The 23,826-nt window shown below is 46.7% G+C and carries 16 protein-coding genes; 13 read left to right on the forward strand and 3 right to left on the reverse strand.

The genetic code is table 11. The features are described from left to right. Positions 1 to 53 precede the first annotated feature (53 nt). The 4 genes from lpdA (at position 54) to V6668_RS04235 (ending at position 4,822) form a co-directional block, all read left to right on the forward strand. Positions 54 to 1,439 carry a dihydrolipoyl dehydrogenase gene (gene lpdA / locus V6668_RS04220; RefSeq protein ID WP_338707771.1) on the forward strand — a complete coding sequence of 462 codons (1,386 nt, stop codon included), beginning with the start codon at positions 54 to 56 and terminating at the stop codon, positions 1,437 to 1,439. Between the two features lie 49 nt (positions 1,440 to 1,488). Further along, complete coding sequence (locus V6668_RS04225; RefSeq protein ID WP_338707772.1) at positions 1,489 to 2,121, forward strand: HlyD family efflux transporter periplasmic adaptor subunit; 633 nt, start codon at positions 1,489 to 1,491, stop codon at positions 2,119 to 2,121. Then, the gene (locus tag V6668_RS04230) at positions 2,105 to 3,277 is read left to right on the forward strand and encodes an ABC transporter permease (protein ID WP_338707773.1); all 1,173 of its coding nucleotides are present in this window, start codon (positions 2,105 to 2,107) and stop codon (positions 3,275 to 3,277) included. The genes V6668_RS04225 and V6668_RS04230 overlap by 17 nt, the downstream gene beginning before the upstream one ends. A 363-nt stretch (positions 3,278 to 3,640) precedes the next feature. Continuing rightward, positions 3,641 to 4,822 (forward strand): DUF4317 domain-containing protein, encoded by a 1,182-nt coding sequence (locus V6668_RS04235; RefSeq protein ID WP_036668338.1) that lies wholly within the window; start codon positions 3,641 to 3,643, stop codon positions 4,820 to 4,822. Positions 4,823 to 4,996: 174 nt separating this feature from the next. Here the strand turns inward: V6668_RS04235 and V6668_RS04240 are convergent, their stop codons facing one another. The 3 genes from V6668_RS04240 to V6668_RS04250 all read right to left on the reverse strand — a co-directional run bounded on the left by V6668_RS04240 (position 4,997) and on the right by V6668_RS04250 (position 10,314). Continuing rightward, on the reverse strand, positions 4,997 to 6,118 hold the full coding sequence (locus V6668_RS04240) for a response regulator (RefSeq protein WP_053061355.1): 1,122 nt from the start codon (positions 6,116 to 6,118) through the stop codon (positions 4,997 to 4,999). Further along, positions 6,115 to 9,246, reverse strand: coding sequence for an ATP-binding protein (locus tag V6668_RS04245; protein ID WP_338707774.1), 3,132 nt, complete (start codon positions 9,244 to 9,246; stop codon positions 6,115 to 6,117). The genes V6668_RS04240 and V6668_RS04245 overlap by 4 nt, the downstream gene beginning before the upstream one ends. A 120-nt stretch (positions 9,247 to 9,366) precedes the next feature. Further along, positions 9,367 to 10,314: an AraC family transcriptional regulator gene (locus tag V6668_RS04250; RefSeq protein ID WP_338707775.1), complete on the reverse strand. Its 948-nt coding sequence runs from the start codon at positions 10,312 to 10,314 to the stop codon at positions 9,367 to 9,369. 171 nt (positions 10,315 to 10,485) lie between these two features. Between V6668_RS04250 and V6668_RS04255 the strand changes: the two genes are divergently transcribed. The 9 genes from V6668_RS04255 (at position 10,486) to V6668_RS04295 (ending at position 23,794) form a co-directional block, all read left to right on the forward strand. Next, positions 10,486 to 11,505 (forward strand): glycoside hydrolase family 88/105 protein, encoded by a 1,020-nt coding sequence (locus V6668_RS04255; protein WP_338707776.1) that lies wholly within the window; start codon positions 10,486 to 10,488, stop codon positions 11,503 to 11,505. Positions 11,506 to 11,518: 13 nt separating this feature from the next. Further along, a complete protein-coding gene (gene gnpA, locus V6668_RS04260) occupies positions 11,519 to 13,699 on the forward strand; it encodes a 1,3-beta-galactosyl-N-acetylhexosamine phosphorylase (RefSeq protein WP_338707777.1) in 2,181 nt (726 codons plus the stop codon). A 210-nt stretch (positions 13,700 to 13,909) separates the two neighbouring features. Next, entirely contained in the window at positions 13,910 to 14,758 is an 849-nt protein-coding gene (locus tag V6668_RS04265; RefSeq protein ID WP_338707778.1) for a GNAT family N-acetyltransferase, read from the forward strand. Positions 14,759 to 14,957: 199 nt separating this feature from the next. Next, positions 14,958 to 16,760 (forward strand): sensor histidine kinase, encoded by a 1,803-nt coding sequence (locus V6668_RS04270; protein WP_338707779.1) that lies wholly within the window; start codon positions 14,958 to 14,960, stop codon positions 16,758 to 16,760. An 11-nt stretch (positions 16,761 to 16,771) separates the two neighbouring features. Next, positions 16,772 to 18,346 carry a response regulator gene (locus tag V6668_RS04275; protein ID WP_100526369.1) on the forward strand — a complete coding sequence of 525 codons (1,575 nt, stop codon included), beginning with the start codon at positions 16,772 to 16,774 and terminating at the stop codon, positions 18,344 to 18,346. A gap of 175 nt (positions 18,347 to 18,521) precedes the next feature. Next, positions 18,522 to 20,195, forward strand: a complete 1,674-nt coding sequence (locus V6668_RS04280; protein ID WP_235200699.1) for an extracellular solute-binding protein — start codon at positions 18,522 to 18,524, stop codon at positions 20,193 to 20,195. A 135-nt stretch (positions 20,196 to 20,330) separates the two neighbouring features. Beyond that, on the forward strand, positions 20,331 to 21,305 hold the full coding sequence (locus tag V6668_RS04285; protein ID WP_036606005.1) for an ABC transporter permease: 975 nt from the start codon (positions 20,331 to 20,333) through the stop codon (positions 21,303 to 21,305). A gap of 15 nt (positions 21,306 to 21,320) precedes the next feature. Next, positions 21,321 to 22,220, forward strand: a complete 900-nt coding sequence (locus tag V6668_RS04290; protein WP_100526371.1) for a carbohydrate ABC transporter permease — start codon at positions 21,321 to 21,323, stop codon at positions 22,218 to 22,220. Then, positions 22,217 to 23,794 (forward strand): glycoside hydrolase family 43 protein, encoded by a 1,578-nt coding sequence (locus tag V6668_RS04295; protein ID WP_338707780.1) that lies wholly within the window; start codon positions 22,217 to 22,219, stop codon positions 23,792 to 23,794. Before V6668_RS04290 ends, V6668_RS04295 begins: the two co-directional genes overlap by 4 nt. Positions 23,795 to 23,826 lie beyond the last annotated feature (32 nt).

The following is a 23,826-nucleotide window of genomic DNA, read 5'->3' on the forward strand; positions in this document are numbered from 1 at the left end:
TATATTACGGTCATCATATTTTAAAATGACTTCAAATCGGGAGGTATCAGAATATGAGCAAGCTTGAATCTGTGGATACGTTAGTTATTGGATCAGGTCCAGGGGGATATGTGGCGGCGCTTCGTTCTTCGCAGTTGGGGATGAAGACGGCGATTGTTGAACGTAAACAGCTCGGCGGGGTCTGTACACATGTGGGTTGCATACCATCCAAAGCCTTAATTGCGGAATCGCATCGCTATGATTGGTTCAGACAGTTCAATCAAACTGACTCGGCAGCGACATTTAAGACTGCTCAGGATTTTAAACAGGGGGTTGTGAATAAACAGGCAGGTGGCGTCCACTATTTGTTAAAGACTGCGGGTGTGAACATTCTGGAAGGAGAGGCCCGTCTGGTGGATGAGCACACAGCCATGATCCAGCAAACTGGACAGGAGCAAATCATTTCTTTTAGAAATCTGATACTGGCAACGGGGTCTAGTCCAATTGAGCTGCCAGCATTTCCAGTTGGAGGTCGTATCTTGTCTTCCACAGAAGCACTGTCTTTGGGGGAGGTTCCGAGTAGTCTGATTGTTATCGGCGGAGGTTATATTGGTGTGGAGCTTGGACAGATGTATGCGAAATTCGGAACAAAGGTAACGATTCTTGAGGGTGGCGCACAAGTGTTGCCCGGATTCGAGGCGGAACTTGCAGCCCCTGTAGTCAAACAATTGAAGGCGGATGACATCAACATCGTAACCGGAGCGATTGCCGAAAAGGTGGAGCGGAATGCGGATTCCGTTACACTGCATTATTCAAAAAATCAGGAGCAACAACAAGTTACAGCAGAATATGTACTGGTTACAATCGGCAGGAAACCCAATACAGACGGCCAGTTAGGACTGGAACGCATAGGTGTGCCCGTAACGAACAAAGGACTGGTTGAGACGGATGAACAGTGCAGAACGGTTATCCCGCACATTTATGCCATTGGAGATATTACAGCCGGTCCGGCACTTGCTCACAAGGCATCCTATGAAGCCAAAGTAGCTGCAGAGGCCATTGCGGGTCTCACCTCCAAAGTGGATTACAAGGTGATTCCACTTGTTGTCTTTTCTGATCCGGAGCTATCCAGTGTTGGAGTAAGTGAGACGGAAGCCAAAACACAGGCCATTCCAGTGGTTATTGGAAAATCTTCTTTTGGAATCAACGGAAGAGCATTGGCGTTAAGGGAAACCGAAGGTTTTGTGAAAATAGTGGCTGACCCGACTTCAGGAATTGTCATTGGCGCGCAAATCGTCGGCGTGGAGGCATCTACACTGATATCGGAGCTCGCACTTGCGATCGAGATGGGAGCAACCGTGGAAGATCTGGCCATGACGATTCACCCTCATCCCACTTTGGGAGAAGTGATCATGGAGGCAGCCGAGAACGCGGTCACCAAAATGAAAAAGCAGAAATAGTCAGCAAATTTAACCATACACGAGGATTGGGAATGGGAGAGATAAAAAGATGAAGTTAAAAGCAGGTTTGTATATCGGAATTGCGATGGTGCTCATTGTTGGAGGTTCACTTTTGGCTGTTAAAGGAAAGGATGCTGTAAGTCAGGCCGAGAGCCGGAAACAAGGCATACTTGAGGCAGAGCAAACGACATTATTTTATCAGAATAGTCCCGGGACGATTGCAGAGGCGGGTGCGTCTGAAGGTGACTCTGTGAAAGAGGGAGAGGTACTTTTCAAAGTGAAATCAGCTGGGGAGGGAGATAAGGAGGTACTCGCACCGTATGACGGATTGGTTGACCGAGTTAATGTAGAGAAGGGGGATCAAGTCCAAGCAGGAGTCCCGCTAGCAGTTGTGCAAAAGAATACGTATTACACCGACCTTTACATACAGGAAAGTGAAATTCAACAGCTTGAAGTGAATCAAAGCATTGATGTTCATTTCCCTTATTTGGATCAGCCAACGCAGGTGAAGGGGAGCGTTATTTCTATCTCAACTGCTCCTCAGTTTGCGAACTTGCGTATGTCGCGGGAAAAAGGGCAAGCCGATTTAAGTATGTTTCTGGTCCGAATATCGATGGATTCGAATACCGATTTGCTTCCGGGGATGACAGCAGAGGTGAAAATTGATGAAATCACTGATTGACGAATGGAAGTACGTCGCGGACAGTAAGTATATACGGCTAATTTTTATTGGGCCAATGATTGCGGCCCTATTTTTTGGATTAATGTTCTCGCAGAATCAACTTAATAAATCACCAGTTGTGGTTATTGATGAGGATCATAGCGAATATTCACGGCAATTGATCTCCAAGATAAATGCGTCACAATATATGAGCGTCAAAAGCGTATATGCGAGCCGAATGAGTCCTGAAACATTGCTTGCCAACGAGCAGGCTGTAGCGGTCATTATGCTTCCCAATCAGTTGGGTTTGCGTCAACAACAAGGGAAATCGACAAATATCGGCATCTTGATGGATAACACGATGCCCTCGGGGTTAACCGGTATTCGCACTGCGATTCAGGAGATCATCCAGACAGAGAATATGACCCTTTCCATGACACGTCTGATCCAAAAGGGGATGGATGCCGAGACAGCTAAAGGAATCGTGTCACCGTTATCCCTTCAGCAACGGATGCTGTTTAATCCAACCTCCAGTTATGTCGGTTTTATGGTGCTTGGATTTGTAAATATCGTAGTATTGATGATTACGACAAGCGCAGCGGGCTCAATTGTACCCCGGCTTCGTCAGGAAGGGAAACTGTTTGTAAACGGAAGGTCACCTTTCCAGCTATGGGTTCGGAGTGTACCTTACACTGTGTTGAGTTCGCTTTCGCTACTTCTATCCTATGGATTATTAAAGCAGGTGGGGGGAATGCGGTTTGAAGCAGAGGCTTATCTTTTTATCATTCCGTTAGTTGTTTATGCTTTTGCCTTGTCACTCATGGGTATGCTGATTGGATACACTGCCAAAGATATGTCGAAAGTAAGCCTACGAACCAGTTTTGTATTGTATCCCTCCTTTTTGGCTACGGGAATTCAATTAACGCCGCTGGCGTTCCCAGAACCGTTCCAAATGTTCGCATGGGCATTACCCATGAACTGGCTTAACCGTCTGATTCGTGGAATGGCGTTTAGGGACGGGGCGCTGACAGCCTACAGTCAGGAGTTGGGGGCATTGCTGATTATTATTGGCGGAGTGTCCTTGTTTATGGGATTACTGTTTCTGCGGGAAACAAGGAAAGTTTCTTCCAGCAGAGCACCCCTGTTGAATATGGATATATTGCCGAGCAGTAATTAATTTTTTAAGAATCGTTAAACAACGAAAAAAGACGCACGGGAGTCATTCCTGTTGCGTCTTTCTGTTTTCTTTTAAATCTCATTCGTGCTCCCATACGGCGAGCTATTTTCCATATTCAAAAATGGATCGTGATAAAGAGGGAAATACCATAGATTGTTTCTCATTAATCGTCATCATTATATGATATAATTTCTCACTGAGAGTACAGAAATGGAGAGCAAGAACGGCTTGATCCAGCTACTCCATAGCTGCGCCCATTTGTGACCTACTGCTCAGATGAAAACTTCCAAGGGAGCACTGGCTTTTAGGATATAGAGCTGCACGCAGATAAAATTATATATTGTGGGAGTTGTCTAACGAATCATGAATAAAAAAGAAGTCGCGCATATACGCAAGCAGTTTAAACTCGATCACGATCTACTGAATATTTACGATATTCTCAACGTGTATATTACGAAGGAAACGAATGAGGTCTATCACTGGGAGCGTCACCCGTTCGAACTGGTGGACAGAGAGAAGCAGGAGCTGTACATGGGCAATTTCAAAAAATTGCTGACAGGTGATTTGGATCAGAAGTTGTTTGAGTTGAAGTTCCAGGAAGCGGCGGAGGACCCGGCCCAGGTGCTGCTTCACCAGGCGCTGGTAACAGGTGATCCGGATGAATGGCAGGATCTGATGCTGCTGCTCGTGGATCGGATGTTGGTGGATACGAAGTTTGAGCGAGATATGGTAGCTACGTTCGTGCGTGGACAGTATTATCTGCCGACCAAGGCTAGAAACGAAGCCACGGAAGAGAGTGAGAAGAACGAGGTGTTCGCCCATCCGTTCATTCTGTGCAGCGTGAATTCCACGGAGAAGCAGCGGAAGACGCTCTTGTTTGATTACGTGGAGAGAGAGTTCAAATACAACATTATTGTCGATCCGATTATCAAATTAAGCACGCCAGAGCAAGGATTCCTGTACCCTAGCGTAACGGACAACTACTCCGATGTGAATCGTGTTCTGTATTGTACAGGGAAATCCAATTTCCCGGATCCGCATTTTGTTGAAAATGTATTGAATGGAGAAAGATCCGTTACCGCACTGGAAGAACGGGCGATCTTCGAAGATATCGTCAAGGAAGTGGCCGGTGAACAGCTAGATTCAGCCACCATTGCACATGTATATGAGGAGATCAACCGAGTCATCGAGATTAACGAAGAGTCCCATGAGGAAGAACCTCCGAAGCTGGATTATAAAGATCTGGAACGTGTACTGACCGCAAGCGGTATAGAGGATCTGACAACAGAGAAAGTAGAACGTGCCTTCGAAACGATCGTAGACAACAAGAACTATGAGATGAAGGCAACTAGTGTTATGCCGAAGTTCACATCGAAGTCCATTAAGATTGAAACCAAGGTTGCTACAATTTCGGTTAGCCCGCAAGACCTGAGATATGTGAAACAGGTGAATTATCAAGGCAGACGTTGCATCATGATTGAAGTGGACGAAGATGTTGTGATTGAAGGCTTTACCCTTAATACAGAAAAACTTATAAATGAGTAATTGATTCTAGACATTGATGATGTAAAATCATCCTGCAAGGACGAATGAACGTCCATCTATGTTGAAAAAAAGCCCAAGCCTAAAGCAACACTGAACTGCTCCCTGTCATAGTAGACCGTAGAAGACTACGATAGGAGCAGTTCAGTATGCCAAGGCATGGGCTTTTTTGCTATTTCATGATTGTCGTAGCAGTTGTTTGATATCTGCTGCCGGACTGGAGCCAAGCTCCTCTTTGAGCAGTTCCTCCAGCACCAGATACTGTCGCTGCGCTTCGGTTCTTCGTCCAAGCGACAGATACAACAGGATGATCTCGCGATGAATATCTTCCCGAATCGAATCAATCTGGAGGATACGTTCAAAATAATACAGCGCCCGTAACGGCTCGCCTGCCTTCGCGTGATAGTGGGCCGCAGTTTCCATCGTCATGATGAAATCCAGTTCCAGCTGTCTGGACCACGCAAAAGCCCACTCATAATGCCTTCCTTTCAGAAGTTCACCCGTATACAACGTATCCATCCGCTCGAAGAGCTCGGGGCGATGTGCCGAGGCCTGACGCATCTGCCGGAACAAAGTCTCGAACTCGTACAGATCACAGTTAATCGCTTCCCGGTCGATACGGATACCGTTTCTGTCCTTGAGAATGATCGGCACGTCACTGTTATCACCGATGGCACGTCGCACGTAGTACAGTGTGGAATTGATGTTGGTCCAGGCTTTCTGCGGACTGAGGTCCTTCCACAACGTATCGGCCAAGGCATCGCGGGTGGTTGATTTGGTATACAGCAAGAATGCAAGTAACTCTTCGGTTTTGGGCGTTCTAAGCTTGATGGGACTGTCTGCTCCGGCACCGCCAAACACGGTGAATTCACCGAACAGACGAACGTTCAGTTTGGGTCCAGGCACCGCTGGTTCAGGTGTTGTCACGGACTTGTGAAGCTTTTCCTGCAACCGTTTGATGCTGCGGTTCAGTCGCTCAGCCGTGACCGGCTTGATGACGTAATCGATGACCTCTTTGTCGAAGGCCTGCACCGCATATTCCTCATAACCGGTCACCAGCACGATTGGAAGCGAAGGATGATGTTTACGCAGTTCACCAATGAGTTGCATACCCGAGATGCGAGGCATCGTAATGTCCAGAAATGCCGCATCGAAGCTATTCTCTGCCGCATATTCACAGGCTTCCTCCGGGTCATGAAACGCACGAGATACCTTGACTTCTCCGCTTTCTGTCAAAATGCGATTCAGTCGCTTCAGCGACAAATCCTCATCGTCCACGATGATGACTTTCATCTTCATGTTTCATAACCCCCGTTCCCATCTGTGCTTAGACGTTGATTTGGAAGATCAAATGTAATCCGCGTTCCCTCGCCGTCCAGACTTTCCATCTGAAGGTGTCTGCCATACAGCAGGTTCAACCGGCTGGAAATATTCCATAGTCCAACGCCGTTACTGCCGTCCGTGGATTGCCGAATTTCGTCCATCCGTTGCTTGGTTATGCCAATTCCGTTGTCCTCGATGGTGAACCGTGTTTCCGTATCATTCAGGTTGCGGATAGACAACATGACCCGACCACCGCGAATGCTGGACATCAGCCCATGCCGAATTGCGTTTTCGATCAGGGGCTGTAACGTGAGCGGTGGAATGTCCATGTTCCGGTTCACATCAGCATCCACATCGATAATGACCTCCAACCTTGAGCCAAAGCGGGCTTGCTCAATCGCTACGTATGCCTCGATCATCTCCAGTTCGTTCATTAGGCTAGTTTTTGAGTCCAGATGTTTAAAGTGCACACTCCGTCGTAAGTAACTCGATAATTGCAAAATCAATTGTTCTGCCCGATTTGGCGCATCCACGCACAATTCGGCAATGGCGTTCAGGGCGTTATACAGAAAGTGCGGGTTCATCTGTGACCGCAAAAAAGATATTTCCGCATCTCGCGCAGCTTGCACGGATGTTTTCATCCGAGTCAAACCGCCGATCCGTGCCAGCAGTTCCTCCGATTCGAACGGCTTGGATACAAAATCATTGGCGCCTTTCTCCAAGGCCAGCTTCAATTGATGGGCTTTATTACTCGCCGTCAGCATGAGTACAGGCAACTCGGAAGGAGAGAAGCGCTCCCTGATCCGTTCCAGCAATTCGTAACCCGACATGTCAGGCATCATGATATCAGCAATGACGAGTTGCACGGCAGGTAGCTTGTCCAGCAGCTCCAGTACTGAAGGTGAGCGTGAAGTGACTGCATAACTGTATCCTTCCAGCTTCAAGAGATTAACAATCGTCTGCAAATTAGCCGAGTCGTCATCCACAACGATGATCCATTCGTCTTTATTCCCTTGTACAATCGTTGGTTCTTCGAACCGGAGTAGCCGATTACCAGGACCTGTAGGAGCGATGGTAAGTGGCATGACGTTGGAACGTTTCTCTCCTTTATTCTCTGCCAGCGGAAAGGTCAGGATGAACGTAGCACCCATGCCGGGTGCTGATTCCGCATGAATGGTTCCGCCATGCAGCTCGACCAGCTTGCGCGTAATGCTTAGTCCTAGACCGGTGCCTCCAGCAACGACTGGCCCCGTATCCGCTTCCTGCTCGAACGGCAGGAAGATATGTTCCAGCTTGTCCGTACCGATACCACGGCCGGTATCCACAATGCGTATTTCCGCTTTGCCTTGCACAACCGTAGCTTTGATGCTTACCGTGCCACGTTCCGTGAACTTAACGGCATTGCCGATCAGATTATGCAAAATCTGAATCAGTCGGTTGCCGTCTGCATAGATCGGCGGGAAATGCGCCGGGATGCGGTTGATAAGCTCCACCTTTTTCGCGCCAAGCAGGAAGGAGTGCATACGCATGACCGATTCGACAAACGAGTACAGATCGGTCGAAGACCGGTGGAGCGGGATGTCGCCATGTTTCATTTTCGAATAATCCAGTAATTCATCGACCAGATAGGTTAATCGTCTGCCACTTCCCGTCACGATCGCCAGATTGTGCGCTTGCTCATCGGTAAGGGGACCTTCTGCGCCTTTAAGCAGGCTTTCACTGATGTTAACAATCGCGTTCAGCGGTGTTTTGAGCTCATGCGAAGTATTGGACAGGAAGTCGTCCTTCACCTTGTCCAGCAAGAGCAACTGATCTTTGAGGGTGCGGACCGTACGATAGGCCTCGAAGAACCGAAGCACCGCCAGAAACAGCATCAGGATGCTGAACAGGACAATGGAAGCCTGTCCGATGTTCATATTTTCCTTGAGCGAGATCGAGAAGAGATTAATGTCCAGACAGTACAGCATGATGCTTAAGAGAGCTGCGTACCACAGAAAAGTAGACAGCCGTTCGCCCTTCTCACTGGTTAGGAATTGTTTTGCACATTGATACAGCAACCAGAGCAGCATCAACGTGTACATAACGACGACGTAAGGTGCAGCCAGCCCATAGATGGAAATAGGCAGGAGCGTGACCATACATAAGTAAGCTCCGAAGATGATCAGGATCACCGCCGTGAGCAAACCGGACAGGATGCGTGTTTTGAATCGGTAGAAGTAAAAGGTTAACAGACCCAGACATGCGACGGAGCAGAAATCTTTTAATTTATAGAGCGTGCTAAAGGAAATTTCCGTGCCGGCCATGGATAACACACGTTCGCTGATCATGCCGTTATAGAGTGCATACAGCAGACAGATTAGACCAAGCAGCAGCAGGGAATCGTCCCTGTTTCGGTAGAGCGCAGACCCCAGGTAACTGATGAGGAATATGATCGAAATGGTAGCCAATACAGCAAGCGTGCCGAATTCAACGGCTGTGCTGATTTGATGTTTTTTCAGCATGGCTGCTTGTTCGCCGAAAAAGAGTGGCCCCGGAATGCCAGCGTCCGTGTAATCATAATTAGCCACCCGGATCAGAATCTCAATGTCACCGCCATGATAAGGGAAAAAGCCAATCTGGGGGGAGTTTCCTGGTCGGTAACCTGCGGATTTCTCCACGGCATGCCCATCTTCCAGTAGCTTGTTGCCATTGATATAGATTTCGCTGGCAAAACGAATGTTCATTTTTTTGATCGCCAGCGTTCCTTCAACAGGTGCATTACGCAGCACCAGTCGATACGTGGCGAAGCCGTGGGTTGGCAGTCGTTCACCATCCACTTTAAGTCGATTCCAGGAGCCGGGAACGGTTGCATAAGTGTCGGGTGCTTTCGTTGGACCAGCCTGATTCGATGTTGCAGATTCGTCAGGAAGCAATCGCTCCCAGTAAAATTCCCACTCCCCGTCCAGCTTGATCCGCTCGTCTTGTTCAGGGTCCCAAGCCGAGAGGTCCAGAACACCTTGACGGGCATGAAGCGCAGCAGATTGTGGTTCTCTGATTGTTGACAGGAGCAGTACGGTAACAGCGACTACAACCGTCAGGACAACGCCTGAAATTTTTAATAACACGAAATGCTGCTCCTTTAGAGATTGTTCAATCCTTTGGTAGCTTCGGACAAAATCTCTTGTATTCTATCGGCATTGTAGCGAATATCTCTGGGGGGTGCAATCACATTTCGACAAATTTCTTCATACCCACCCCGTGAATTCCAATATCGACGCTTTTGCAGACTGTGCTTCTGTATGAGCGCCTTTGCGCCAGGCTTTGGGTGATTCTCCCATCAGTTTGGCGAAGCAACGGTTAAAGCTGGAGATGGATTGGAAGCCGACCTGCTCAGAGATGGACAGAACGGAGGCCTCCGTGCTTTTTAATCGCTTGCACGCCTCTTCGACCCGGGTACTATTCAGAAAATCGAGCGGTGTGGTTCCCATAATTTCATGGAACTTGCGGCGAAAATGCGTTGTACTCAGATGACACAGTTCAGCGAGGTAATCGATGGTCACAGGCATCATATAGTTTTTGGTGATAAACTCCAGCACGGGTGAGATGACCAAGTTACCTTGGAGGTCTCGTTCCCGTTCCTGATCCTGAGATGACAAGCGCTCGCTGCTCGCATGAATTCGAAGCAGTTCGATATATAGAGACATCAACAAGCCGTACGCGCTCTCCCGATAGTAGGGGGACTGCTGCTTCATTTCTTCTACTACTGATGTTGCGAGCATGTGAATTTTGGGATGTTGTTCTTTATTCAGGATGCAATTGGTCCCCTGAATCGCCCATAAATTCGGTTCAATGTGAGTTTGTGCTGCTTTGAGCGAATGGCGGAAGAGTTCTTCCGGTGAAAAAAAGATATAAGCCCACAGGCTGGCGTTATTAGGTGAACTGTACGTGGTATGCGGAAGATAGCGGGGAATGAACGTGACATCGCCTGCTCGAAAAGGCACAGATTCTCCCTTAATCTCCATGATTCCTCCATCGGAATAACAGATGCCAATCTCCATGTGGTTATGGAAATGAAGATGCTCACTCTTGATATCGGATATTCTCCAGCGGTCTCCACTGAGTAACAGGACAGGAAAATCAATGGGCAGGCTATAGTGACGATATTCAATGACAGGTTTCTTCGGTTTAGGCATTTTCGAGGACTCCTATGTATAAATGATTGAAATTGCACAGTTTTGTTGTGAATATGCTTAGATTGAGACTATTTTACTGCGTACAATGGAATAAGTAAAGCGTTTACAAAAATGGACGGACACCTCTCAGGGTGCACTTGGGGGCGTGTGCGCAGGGAGAGGGGAATAACAATGCTTCAAGTGAAATATGACAGAGAACAGATTCTGAACGTAATCGAGAACGTTACCAAGAAAACACTGGATATGGATCTGACATGGGATTGGCCCGGCGGTGTGGCGTATTACGGTGTATCCAGAGCCTATCAGACGACAGGCAACCAAGAAATACTGGACAGGCTGGTGAAATGGGCGGACGAATATATCGAGCTGGGTCTGCCAAGTTGGACTGTAAATACATGTGCCATGGGTCATGTGCTCATCACTTTATATGAAGAAACCGGGGATCAGAAATATTGGGATATTGTTCTCAGCAAAGTCGATTATCTCCAGAATCATGCGCTTCGCTTTGGAGACAACGTGCTTCAGCATACAGTATCCGTTTCCAATGATTTTCCGGAACAGGCTTGGGCGGATACCTTGTTTATGGCGGCATTTTTCCTGCTCCGTGTAGGTAGCAAATTAAAAGACGAAGCCATGATCCAGGATGCGCTGAATCAGTATTACTGGCATATCAAATACCTGCAAGATCCGAGCAGCAGTCTGTGGTATCACGGTTATAACCATATCAACAAGGACCACATGTCCGGATTTTACTGGGGAAGAGCGAATGCTTGGGGAGCCTATACCATGTCTCAGGTGAAACCGCAATTGAACGACTGGTACTTGTATCCGCAATGTATGGATGTAGAGTGTGCCCTTCGCGATCAGTTGGCGGCTCTCAAGCTGGTGCAGACCGAGAACGGCTTGTGGCGTACGGTTTTGGATGACGAAGAATCGTATGAAGAGGTGTCGGCTTCCGCGGGTATTGCAGCAGCCATGATCAATAACGGTAATCCACTGCATACGAAATATGTGCAAAAAGCACTGGAAGGTATCCTGAACAACATTAGCGAAGATGGGCGTGTGCTTGGTGTATCTGGCGGTACGGCGGTAATGAAGGATCGGGATGGCTATCGCAATATTCCAAAAGACTGGATTCAGGGCTGGGGTCAGGGCCTGGCGCTCGCTTTTCTGTCCGATATGTTGAGATAGGGAGGGAACCACATTGTCCAAAACAACCAAAGGCTCCTTTACACTACCGGGAGAATCCGGTTATGAAGCACTGACGCTGGAACTTGCCGATCGCTGGGGTGCCGATGTAATCCGTGACAGTGACGGTACGAAATTGTCCGATGAGATTATCAATGCCGGATATGGCATCTATTCAACCATTTGCATTATTCGGGATCATAATGAGTGGGCATCCCGTAATCTGGATAAACTGCAGCAATGTTTTCTCATTACGAATCCGAAGGTCGCTGTGCAAGATTATGTATCCATCTATCTGATGGAGGACTTCTTCGCTGAACAATTCAGGGTGAATGATTCCAAAGAAGCGTTTAAATATTGGCAGGTTTATGATCGAACGACTGGGGAAGAGGTACCTAGAGGACAATGGAATTATGAAAGGGAATCTGGCAATGTTGTCATTACTGGTGTTGCTCCTTGGCATAAATACACGGTGAGTTTCATGGTCTATCGGATATGGGAAGAGATTTCCATGTACAATCATACGACGAATAACTGGGATAAAGAGCATCTGATGCAGATTGACCCGATCTATACGGAAACGCAAACGTATCTACTAGATTGGATGGAAACATGGTGTCAAAACCATCCGGAAACAACGGTTGTACGTTTTACCTCCTTATTCTATAACTTCGCCTGGATCTGGGGCAGTGATGAACGGAATCGCCATCTGTTCTCGGATTGGGGTTCATACGATTTCACGGTAAGTTCGAGAGCGCTGGATCTGTTTGCTCAGAAATTTGGGTATTCACTCTCAGCCGAGGACTTTGTGAATGGCGGTAAATATCAGGTCACTCATATGCCTGCGGATCAGCGCAAACTGGACTGGATGGCATTTATCAATGATTTTGTCATTGAATTCGGTAAGAAATTAATTGATATGGTGCACAAACATAACAAGCTGGCGTATGTCTTCTATGATGACAGCTGGGTGGGAATGGAGCCGTACAATGATCGCTTTCAGGAGTTTGGATTCGACGGCATGATCAAATGTGTGTTCTCCGGTTATGAGGCTAGAATGTGCTCAGGCGTTAAGGCTGATACCCATGAGATTCGATTGCATCCCTACTTGTTTCCGGTTGGCTTAGGCGGGCTTCCTACCTTTAAGGAGGGAGGAGACCCTACCCTGGATGCGAAGAAATACTGGATTAATATCCGGCGTGCGCTGCTGCGTGAGTCGATTGACCGGATTGGATTGGGTGGATATTTGCATCTGGTTGAGCCTTACCCGGACTTTGTGGATTATATCGAGAAGATTGCCCATGAATTCAGGGAAATGAAAGAGCTGCATCAGGCTGGAAAGCCTTATCAGATCAAAACAAAGGTAGCCGTGCTGCATAGCTGGGGCAAGTTAAGATCGTGGACCTTGTCCGGTCATTTTCATGAAACACATATGCATGATCTGATTCATGTGAATGAGGCCTTAGCCGGGTTGCCTGTTGACGTGCAGTTTATTGATTTTGATGATATTCAACAGGGGGCATTGAAGGATGTAGATGTCGTCATCAATGCCGGCTCTGCAGGTTCAGCATGGAGCGGTGGAGCGCATTGGAGTGACCACAAGTCTGTGGACTTATTGACCCAATGGGTGTATGAGGGTGGTACCTTTATTGGCATTAACCAGCCTTCGGCAATGGACGGGTACGACAGCTATTTTAGAATGGCCCACGTGCTTGGGGTGGATGAGGATACAGGCGCCAGAGTTGTCCATGGAAAATGGTCGTATGAGGTTAGTGATGAGTATGGTTTGGTGCCTGAGGGGGCTAGCATACTTCCGAAAAATAACATTTATCTTACTGATGGATCAGCAGCTGTAGTGAGTGAAACGGATGGTCAGATCACACTGTCCACACATGCTTTTGGAAAAGGAAAAGGGATCTACCTGCCTTCCTTCGAATTCAGCTGGGAAAATACAAGGCTACTTCTGAATTTGATTCGATTTGCGGGCAATGAATTCCATGAAACAAAGTACATCACGGATAACTTGTATACGGAGTGCGCCTACTACCCCGAGAGCAACATATTGGTTGTGATCAATAATAGCAATCAGGTTCAGTCCACGACGATCAATACAGAGCATGGAAAACAGACCGTGGAATTGGAGCCGTATGATACGGTGATCACCAAAATTGGTTTAACAAAATCGGTATCCCCATAGAATGATGACTCGATAGACCGTATTCCTTAACCAGGAAGCGGTCTATTTTAGTTATTAGGGCGTGTCTGAAAACTTCGAAGGAAGAAGATTTTATCTTACGGATTTCACTGTATAGTGTTAATACTATTTAGTAGAATATTTAAATAAGGATAGGGATCATGAGCCCTAATATTTTATTGTTTTCATCTTTTTAAAGGAGAGAGTGCCCTAATGTACAGTTATAAATTGTTGGACACAATAAGCATGGAGACACTTCACGAGGCGTTTGTGGATGCGTTCTCCGACTACCAGGTTAAAATGGATTTGCCTTTTTGGAAGTTTCAACAGATGCTTCAACGAAGGGGTTATCACCCCGAAATATCTATGGGAGCCTTTAAGGATGAGAGAATGGTCGGATTTGTTATCAATGGACTTCGAAGCTGGAATGGAAAGACAACTGCATATGATCTTGGGACAGGCGTTGTAAAAGATTGCAGACGGCAAGGCATTACAAGCAATCTGCTCTTGAATATTCAAAAGCTGTTAAAAGAAAAAAATGTAGAGCAATATTTGCTGGAAGTCATCCAATCCAACGAATCTGCAGTTCAGCTGTACAGTAAACAAAACTTCAAAATTCAAAGGGAATTTTCATGTTTCCAGTTGCAAAAAGATCAATTCATACCGCAAACGACCTGCACGGTGGAATGTGTGGAGAGAATCGATGTAGAGCAGTTTAAGGAATTTTGGGATGTGGAGCCCTCCTGGCAAAATTCAATTGATTCCATCTACGCTGTACCGGAGGCTTTTATCTATGTGGTAGCACGTCAGGATCACAGCATTGTTGGTTATGGCATTATAGATCAAAAAACAGGTGATATTCCCCAGCTTGCAGTGAACCAAAATTACCGGGGCAAAGGTATTGCAAGCAGCATCCTGACAGAGATGGTCCAACGCACAGAATCTCCTAGAATCAGTGTCCTCAATGTGGAGTCTCATCTGAAACCGATGGAAGATTTCCTCCTGGTCAAATCAGGTTTTACATATCATGTGGGCCAGTACGAAATGCTCTTGAAATTATAACGAGATACCCGTTTCGACTTAAGATCAGATCGGGTTCATACGAAAATATGTGGGGTGTTAGTGTCTGTCTTGTTGGGCCAGTTGAACGGGAGGTTGATTAAAGGCTTCCCGGAAATCCTGGATTGCAGTATCCAACCCATCCTGTACTCGTTATAATAATGTTGATATATGACATGGTTAGAGGAGACAAAGACATAACATGAGCCGAAAGAAATACTGTAAGCGTATTCAGTTTCTGGATGATTGGAGTCTCAAAACCAAGTTGTACATATTGTTCATTTTTTGTGTGCTGATCCCGGTCCTGGTCACAAATACCGTGTTTTACCAAAGCATCAAAGGTAACATTGAAGAGAAGGAGCATAGCCGATTCAATGAAATGCAGCAAAGGATCAAGTTCAACCTGCGGAACAGTATAGACAATAGCTTGTATGTGTCCAATTTTCTCTATACCGATGGAACGCTGAACCGGTTCATGGAGTTCAAGTATCGCGATCAGGAAGACTATTACTCTGCCTACTATGATATGCTTAGCAACAACAATCTGGTCAGGTACTATTACAGCTACCAGCAGGTGAATCAAATTACGTTTTATGTTGGCAATGATACCTTCGTCAATGGAGGAAACTTCATTAAGCTGGATGAAGAGGTGAAGAAAAGTGATTGGTATCAAGCGCTGATGAAAACGAGCGACCATATCATGATCTATTCGTATTTTGACAAACAACAGGCGGAGATGTCGCAAAGTCAGGGAGGACGCAAAGTAAGCATTATTCGTAAGCTGGATTACTTTGGGGAGCAGCAGGTTGAAAAGGTGTTAAAGGTTGATCTGGACTACGCTTTCATCAACAAATCGCTTAAAAATGAGGGAGCAAATGGGAAGGTGTATGTCGTTTCGGATGGCAGGGTCATTTTCTCGAACGATTCAAAAATGAATCAGATGCGCAAGCCATTTAATCTGATTGCAAACAGTCCAATTGATCCTGTTCAATCCATGCAATCGATTCCAGTCGTATCCGAGGATTGGCAGATTGTCGTCAGCACGGAGAAATTGGACGTTCTGTCGGAGATTGTTAATTCCAAGCTTAATTTGACTTTACTAATCATTCTTAATCTGTTGGTGCCGACACTGCTAATCTGGTTGATATCCAGATCACTGGTCATCAGAGTTGATCGGATAGCGAAGCACCTGGATCAAGTGAAGCATGAGAAATTTGAGGTGATATCGGGACCTGTGGGCAAAGACGAGATCGGCAGCCTGACCCATAGTTATAACATGATGGTCATCAAGATCAAGAACCTGATTGAGATTGTGTTTAAGGGTCAGGTGGAGCGGCAAGCCCTTGAGCTCTCCAAGAAGCAGGCGGAGCTGAAAGCCCTTCAGAGTCAGGTGAATCCCCATTTCATGTTCAACACGCTTGAAACGATCCGTATGAGGAGTCTGATCAAGGACGAGCTTGAAACCTCCGATGTCATTCATAAACTGGCACTGCTGTTACGTCAGACGATCAATTGGGGCGATGATCTGATTACAATCGCAGAGGAAATCAATTTTGTGGAGAGTTATCTGAGTATCCAGCAGTATCGCTTTGGCGAAAAGCTGCAATTTGCAATCCGGATCACAGACGAATCCATTGCTGCCATGATGATACCCAAGTTAACCGTTCTCACCTTTGTGGAGAATGCTTGTATCCATGGTATTGAGGGGACGTCGAATGATGGGGTCGTGGAGGTATTATTCGAAATTCGAAGTAATGAGCTGTACATTTCCATTCGAGATACCGGAGTCGGTATGGATCAGGACAAGCTGGCCTCGCTCCGCAAAATGATGCAAGACCCGAGTATGGATCAGATGAGCGAGCTTAGCAGCATTGGTATGATGAATGCATATATTCGGCTGCGGATGTATTTTGATGATTTCGTTCAGGTGCACATATTCAGTGAAAAGGGGAAGGGAACAACGATTGGCATTCAAATTCCTCTTATGCAGGCATCTCAAGAATAAGGAGCGAGGATATGATCAACGTGCTGATTGTGGACGATGAGCCATTTATTCGCCAAGGACTTCTATTGTTAATTGATTGGGAGTCTTACGGATTTCAGATTTGCGGTCAGGCCTCCAATGGTATGCAGGCATTGGAGTGCATACGCGCTGTGCAGCCCGATCTGGTGATTTCCGACATTAAGATGCCGGAAATGGACGGAATGCAGCTTGCCAAAACCTTGTACGAGCAATATAACGGTGACATCAAGCTGATTCTTCTAAGTGGATTCTATGAGTTCGGATATGCCAAGCAGGCGATTAAATACCAGGTGGATGACTACATTCTCAAGCCTATTGTGAAGACCGAACTGGTTCAGGTGCTTGAGGAGTTCAGGGTCGCATTTAATGCGCGGACGGAAGAGAAGCGATATCAGCAAAAAAAAGATCGAATTATTATGGCTCAGCATATGCAGTCAATCTTGCTTGGGGTGGCTGAGGAGGATGCTGTTACGAGTCTGCAGCCCCACTATCAAGATGCCGGCATACTGCGTTGCATCCTGATTGAGGCGGAAGCCGGTCCAGAACAGGGAACGGATTGGTGTGCTCGGGTTGAGGCATGGGTGGGCAAGCCCTTGCCGGGACAAATTTTGAAGCCCTTCACAGGTGATAAAAATGCGGTTCTGCTTATGGTTACGGACCTGATGGTGAACCGTGAGGCAGTGACCTTGGAGCAATATTTGACCCGATTACATGCCGATCTGAGCCATGGTCAAGAGGCGGCTATTGCTTGTTATGTCGGGAAGGAAGTACATGAGTTGGAGGCGCTGCACGAGTCTTATCAATCCTGCGGCATAATGAAAAGCTTACGTTTCTTCACCACTTGCAGGCCCATTTATTACTTCGAACTTATGGATACGACCTTATTTGTTAATCGGCCGGGACAGTTCGAAAAACAATTGTTTGATGGGCTAGTCAAGTCTATTGAGGAACAGCAGACGGATGAGTTATACAGTCATGCAAAGGCCATTTTTCAATTTTTTCTGGATGAGAGAATCGAGCCTGGTATGGTCCGCATCCACTTGCATTATTTGGCATACACTTTGCTGGATCTCGTGAATAACGATGCGGTTACTCCAGATTCCGGGCTGATGGAATCGACTTTTCTGAAGGTGAACTACGCGATGTTATCCATGGAGGAAAACATTGATCATTTATGCGAATTCTCGCTCATGTGCGCAGAGAAACTGAAGGAGCAGCAAAAGTCAAATGCGATGGGCGTATTAGCCAAAATTGAGGCCTTCATTCACGAGCATTACAGAGAAAATATCAGCCTGAAATTGCTCGGGGAGCAGTTTTACATGAATAGTGCATATCTGGGTCAGATTTTTAAAAAGCATTTCTCGATCAGCTTCAGTGATTATTTGAATCAATTGCGTATTGAGGAAGCCGCCCGGCTGTTGCGCAGAACAGATCAAAGAGTATACGAAATCGCAACAATGGTGGGATATCGGGATTCCGATTACTTTATTAGCCGGTTCGAGAAACTCATGGGGGAGACTCCTGCACAATATCGTAAAAGTGCCCATGCTGCGTACTCTCTTGATTAACATCCTGCACTCCTTGAAGGAGCGGCGGGATATTTTTTTTCGCAGATGCTGGAATTAGTGGGATTCCATCTATAGTTTATCCCGTTGAGAGGGGCATGGAAGCATGATAATTTTAAGTCAGCCTTTGGAAAGCGCTTTCCAAAAAGCTTCTGTCAATATAATCGATGGAGGGGTCATGATGAAAAAGGATGTTAGAAAAAGAATCAAGTATAGTGCTCTGCTCGCTTTAATACTGGTCATCGCACTCACTGGATGTACACCGGGATCGTCCTCGAAAGGGGAAAAGACAGCAGATGGAAGGGAATTGAAACAATTTTCCGCATTTTTTGCCGTACCGGGAAAAATTGCGCCTGACGATAATCGGGTGTTAAAGGCTATTGAGGAGAAAACAGGCGCCAGAGTCACGATGGACTGGCTTACGGGCCAAACAGCCAAAGAGCGGATTGGTGTACTCATTGCAGGCGGCGAATATCCCGATTTTATCGATGGGAGTGATGGTACTCAGCAACTGGTAGCAGCAGGAGCGTTAGTACCTCTTGAGGATTACATCGATAAATATCCAAACATCAAAAATTACCTGGGCGAAGACTGGAAGAAGATGAAAAATACGACGGATGGACATATCTACTTCATTCCTCAATTCGGCAATATACAAGAAAAGTCGATGAAAGTATCCCATGACGGAGAAGCATTCTGGATTCAGAAGGCCGTACTGGAGTGGGATAATTATCCGACAATCAAAACGCTTGACCAATACTTCGACTTGATTGAACGGTATAAAGCAGCTCACCCGACCGTTGATGGTCAGCCCACAATTGGATTTGAAATTATCTCCTATGACTGGCGTTATTTCGCACTGGAGAACCCTCCGCTCTTCATGGCTGGTTATCCTAACGAAGGCGCAGCCATCGTTGATAAAGAAACGCTGACGGCCAAAAACTATAATACCATTCCGGAAGCGAAGGCATATTTCAAGAAGATCAATGAGGTATATCATCAAGGTTTGGTCGATAACGAAACCTTTACAGCAAACTATGATCAATATATCTCCAAAATTTCAACCGGACGTGTGCTGGGCATGGTGGATCAAGGATGGCAGTTCCTTGATGCCGAGGCATCACTCGTGAAGCAAAAATTGTATGACAAAACCTATGTACCGTTGTCCATTACACTCTCCGAGGATGTTAAAGGGCGTTATCAGAACAATCCAATCCTTAACGTGAATGGTGGCTTGGCCATTACAAAAAGCTGCGAGGATATCGAGGGAGCACTTCAATATATTAATGATTTGCTGGACCCTGAGATGGAGGTATTGAGAACCTGGGGGCAGGAAGGCGTGGATTACCAAGTCGATGACAAAGGTGTGTTCTCCAGGAATGAAGAGCAACGTGCGAATTCCAAAGATCCGGACTGGGTGCTGGCAAACACGGGAAGCCCGTTGGTCTATTTCCCGCATCATGAAGGCATGACCGCTGACGGGAAGAATGCCCTTGACCCTAAGGAGCAGCCGGAGGAGTACCTTGCCACATTGAATGACATCGACAAAAAAGTGCTGAAGGCTTATGGATATACGAAGTTTACCGACTTCCTTGAGCCTGCGGAGGAAAATGAACCGTGGTTCCCAATCTATACCTATAATTTTGAACCGAATAAACCGGAGACCATCGCCAGACAGAAAATGGACGATGTAAAACGCAAATGGCTGCCAAAAGTGATTATGACTTCACCAGCCGAATTTGATAAGGCTTGGGAAGAATATCAAGCCACGCTCAAGGAAAGTGCAGATATTAAAGCGTATGAAGATGCGCTGACGGAAGAAGTCCGCAGACGTATGGAACTGTGGGGATAAAGGCCTGTCACACAGAAAGGCTATGGGGAACCCCGTAGCCTTTCTTACACGCTAGATTGGGAGATTGGATAGGAATGGAATCGATTCACCCAGACTGGGTGATATAGATAAACTCGTAAGCAAGGAGAGAAAAACATGGCCAAAAAGGAGTTGCAGCCTTCGTTAAAAACCAGCCATATCCCAGCGGGAACAAGCTGGATCGGGTACAACCTGTCCAGAATGAAAAGTCAGCGACAATTAATGTGGATGTCATTTCCGTTTATTGCGTTTATCGCTATTTTTGCGTATGGACCATTATGGGGCTGGTTGATGGCGTTTCAGAATTATAGACCGGGCATTGGTTTTATGGAGCAGGATTGGGTTGGGGTGGATCATTTTCGAACGTTATTCACGGACCCTACATTTTTACGTGTCATTCGCAATACGCTGGCGATGAGCCTGATCAGTCTGTTTCTGGGATTTGTCGGCTCGATTGGTCTGGCGCTCTTATTGAATGAACTGCGAATGGTATTGTTCAAACGCGTGGTACAGACGGTTTCCTACCTTCCGCATTTCCTGTCATGGATCATCGTAACAGGTATTGTTGCGAATGTATTATCAACGGAAACAGGAATAGTGAATGTGCTGTTGACGAAATTGGGCCTGATTGATGCACCGATCAATTTTTTTGCCGAACCAAAGTACTTCTGGGGGATTGTAGGTCTGTCCAGCATGTGGAAGGAAATCGGCTGGGGCACGATTATTTATCTGGCGGCCATGGCGTCGATTAATCCGAGCTTGTACGAGGCAGCTTCCATCGACGGAGCCGGACGGTTTCGTAAAATGTTCAATGTCACACTTCCAAGCATCAAACCAACAATTATTATCCTGCTCATCATCAACGTTGGTAACGTACTGAACGCAGGTTTTGAGATTCAATACTTGCTGGGGAACGGACTTGTGCAGGATGTATCCGAGACGATCGACATTTTTGTTTTGAAATACGGGATTAATCTCGGCAACTACTCACTTGCCACCGCAGCAGGCATTTTCAAAAGTGTGGTCAGTCTGGTGCTCATATTTATCGCCAACGGGATTGCCAAGTCTCTTGGTGAAGAGCGATTGATATGATAAGGGGGCAGAACTGTGAAGCGATTTAGCAGAAAACGAAGCTTGAGTGACTCTATTTTTTCCATCACCAATGGCATATTTATGTTGCTTGTCATGGTTGTTACGTTATATCCTTTTTTAAACACCATTGCCGTATCTTTCAATAACGGGCTGGATACGATCCGCGGGGGGATCTATCTCTGGCCGAGGGAATGGACGCTGCAAAATTACGTCTCCGTATTCCAAAACCCGAATCTGACACAAGCCGCATTTGTTTCGGTCGCCAGAACTGTGGTGGGAACGGTTGTACAGCTGTTCTGTACAGCCATGCTGGCCTATGTGCTGAGCCGCAAGGAGTATATGTTCAACAAATTGGTCACAACGCTGTTTGTCATGACGATGTATTTCAGCGGTGGTTTAATTCCGGGATACATGCTGATCAAACAAGTGGGGCTGCTGAACAGCTTCTGGGTATACATTATTCCCGGGTTGATCGGGGTGTTCAACATGATCGTCATTCGTACCTACATTCAGGGACTGTCGGAGGGATTGATTGAATCCGCGAAGATGGATGGAGCCGGAGATTTTCGGATTTTCATGCGTATCGTGCTTCCCCTATCCAAGCCGGTTCTGGCTACGGTTGCACTGTTTATTGCTGTAGGTCAGTGGAACTCCTGGTTTGACTCCATGTTGTACACGGCAGGAAATCGGAATTTGACCACCTTGCAGTATGAGCTGATGAAATTGTTATCCTCTGCGACCTCACAGGGGGGAACCGTCAACGTGGATTCATTCAAAAATGTAACCAACATGGTGACGCCTGTATCCATTCGGGCAGCAATCACGGTTGTGACGGCAATGCCGATTGTTTTACTGTATCCGTTCTTGCAAAAATACTTTGTGACTGGACTAACCATTGGAGGGGTAAAAGAATGAAGAATGCAAATCAAGGCGAAAAATGCACGTATAACAATCCGATTATGCCCGGGTTTTATCCAGATCCATCCGTATGCCGGGTGGGTGAAGATTTTTATCTGGTGACATCAACATTTGCCTATTTTCCTGGCGTTCCGATCTTTCAGAGCCGTGATCTAGTGAATTGGAAACAGATTGGCAATGTGCTGGACCGCCCTTCACAGTTAAATCTTCAGGGAGCAGGCCATTCACAGGGGATATTCGCACCAACGCTCCGGTATCATGAAGGCACCTTCTATATGATTACAACCAATGTATCACATGGCGGCAATTTTGTTGTAACCGCTACCGACCCGGCTGGGCCATGGTCTGATCCTTATTTTATTGAAGGCGCAGAAGGCATAGACCCTACGATTTTCTTCGATGATGGCAAAGCGTATTACCTTGGTACACGTCCTTGCTCCGAGGGAGTTCGTTACAATGGGAACTGGGAAGTGTGGCTGCGGGAGTTGGATCTGGGCAGTATGAAGCTGGTGGGAGACAGTTACGTTCTGTGGCGCGGGGCGATGGTGGATGTCATCTGGCCGGAAGGCCCGCATCTGTATAAGATCGATGAATATTACTATTTATTGATTGCAGAGGGAGGCACAGGGCCAAACCATGCGGTGACCATTGCTCGTAGTAAAAATTTGACCGAAGGATACGTCGGGAATCCGAATAATCCAATCATTACACATCGCCATTTGGGTAAACGATACCCTGTTGTTAATGTAGGACATGCCGACTTGGTGCAGGCTGCGAACGGTCAATGGTTCATGGTCATGCTTGCTTCGCGTCCATATGGAGGGAGCTATAGCAACCTGGGGCGGGAGACGTTCCTTGCTTCTGTCGTTTGGGAGGACGGATGGCCTGTTGTCAATGAGGGCCGCGGAATCCTGGAGGAGCAGGGCACGTTGGATTTGAAGCCTGTTCCGGTAGAGCCGCAACTGCGTTTTGACCATTTTGACAGTGATAAACTGGGCTTGCAATGGATGTTCCTGCGCAATCCTCAGGAAGATCTCTATTCATTAACCGAACGAAAAGGATACTTGCGACTGAAGCTGAAACCGCAAACATTGAAGGAAAAAGAAAATTCCAGCTTTGTTTGTCTGCGTCAAAGGCATATGGATTATGTCGCAGCTACAGCGATGGAATTTGTGCCCGGGAATGCCAACGAAACGGCTGGTCTTGTCGTCATTCAGAACGATCTGTATCACGTACGGATTGAGCGTGCTCTGGCGGATAAACAGCAGGTGCTGCGTGTGGTGACCATTATAGATGGTCAGGATAGCCACATTGCGCAAATCGCGCTGGAGGGTGATGTATCGCGGGTGTATATCAAACTGGCCGCAACAGGTCAGCAACTAAACTTCTATTACAGCACAGATGGAAGTCAGTATCATCTGGTGGCGGAACAGGTGGATACAAGCAGCCTGAGCACCGAAGTAGCCGGCGGTTTTGTTGGCTGTTGTATCGGAATGTTTAGCAGCAGCAACGGTATTTCTTCCGATCAGGTAGCGGACTTTGACTGGTTTGAATATGGTTCATATAAATAATATTTAGATGATAGAATAACAGAAAGTAAGCT

It is taken from the genome of Paenibacillus amylolyticus (assembly GCF_036894225.1).
Classification (GTDB): domain Bacteria; phylum Bacillota; class Bacilli; order Paenibacillales; family Paenibacillaceae; genus Paenibacillus; species Paenibacillus amylolyticus.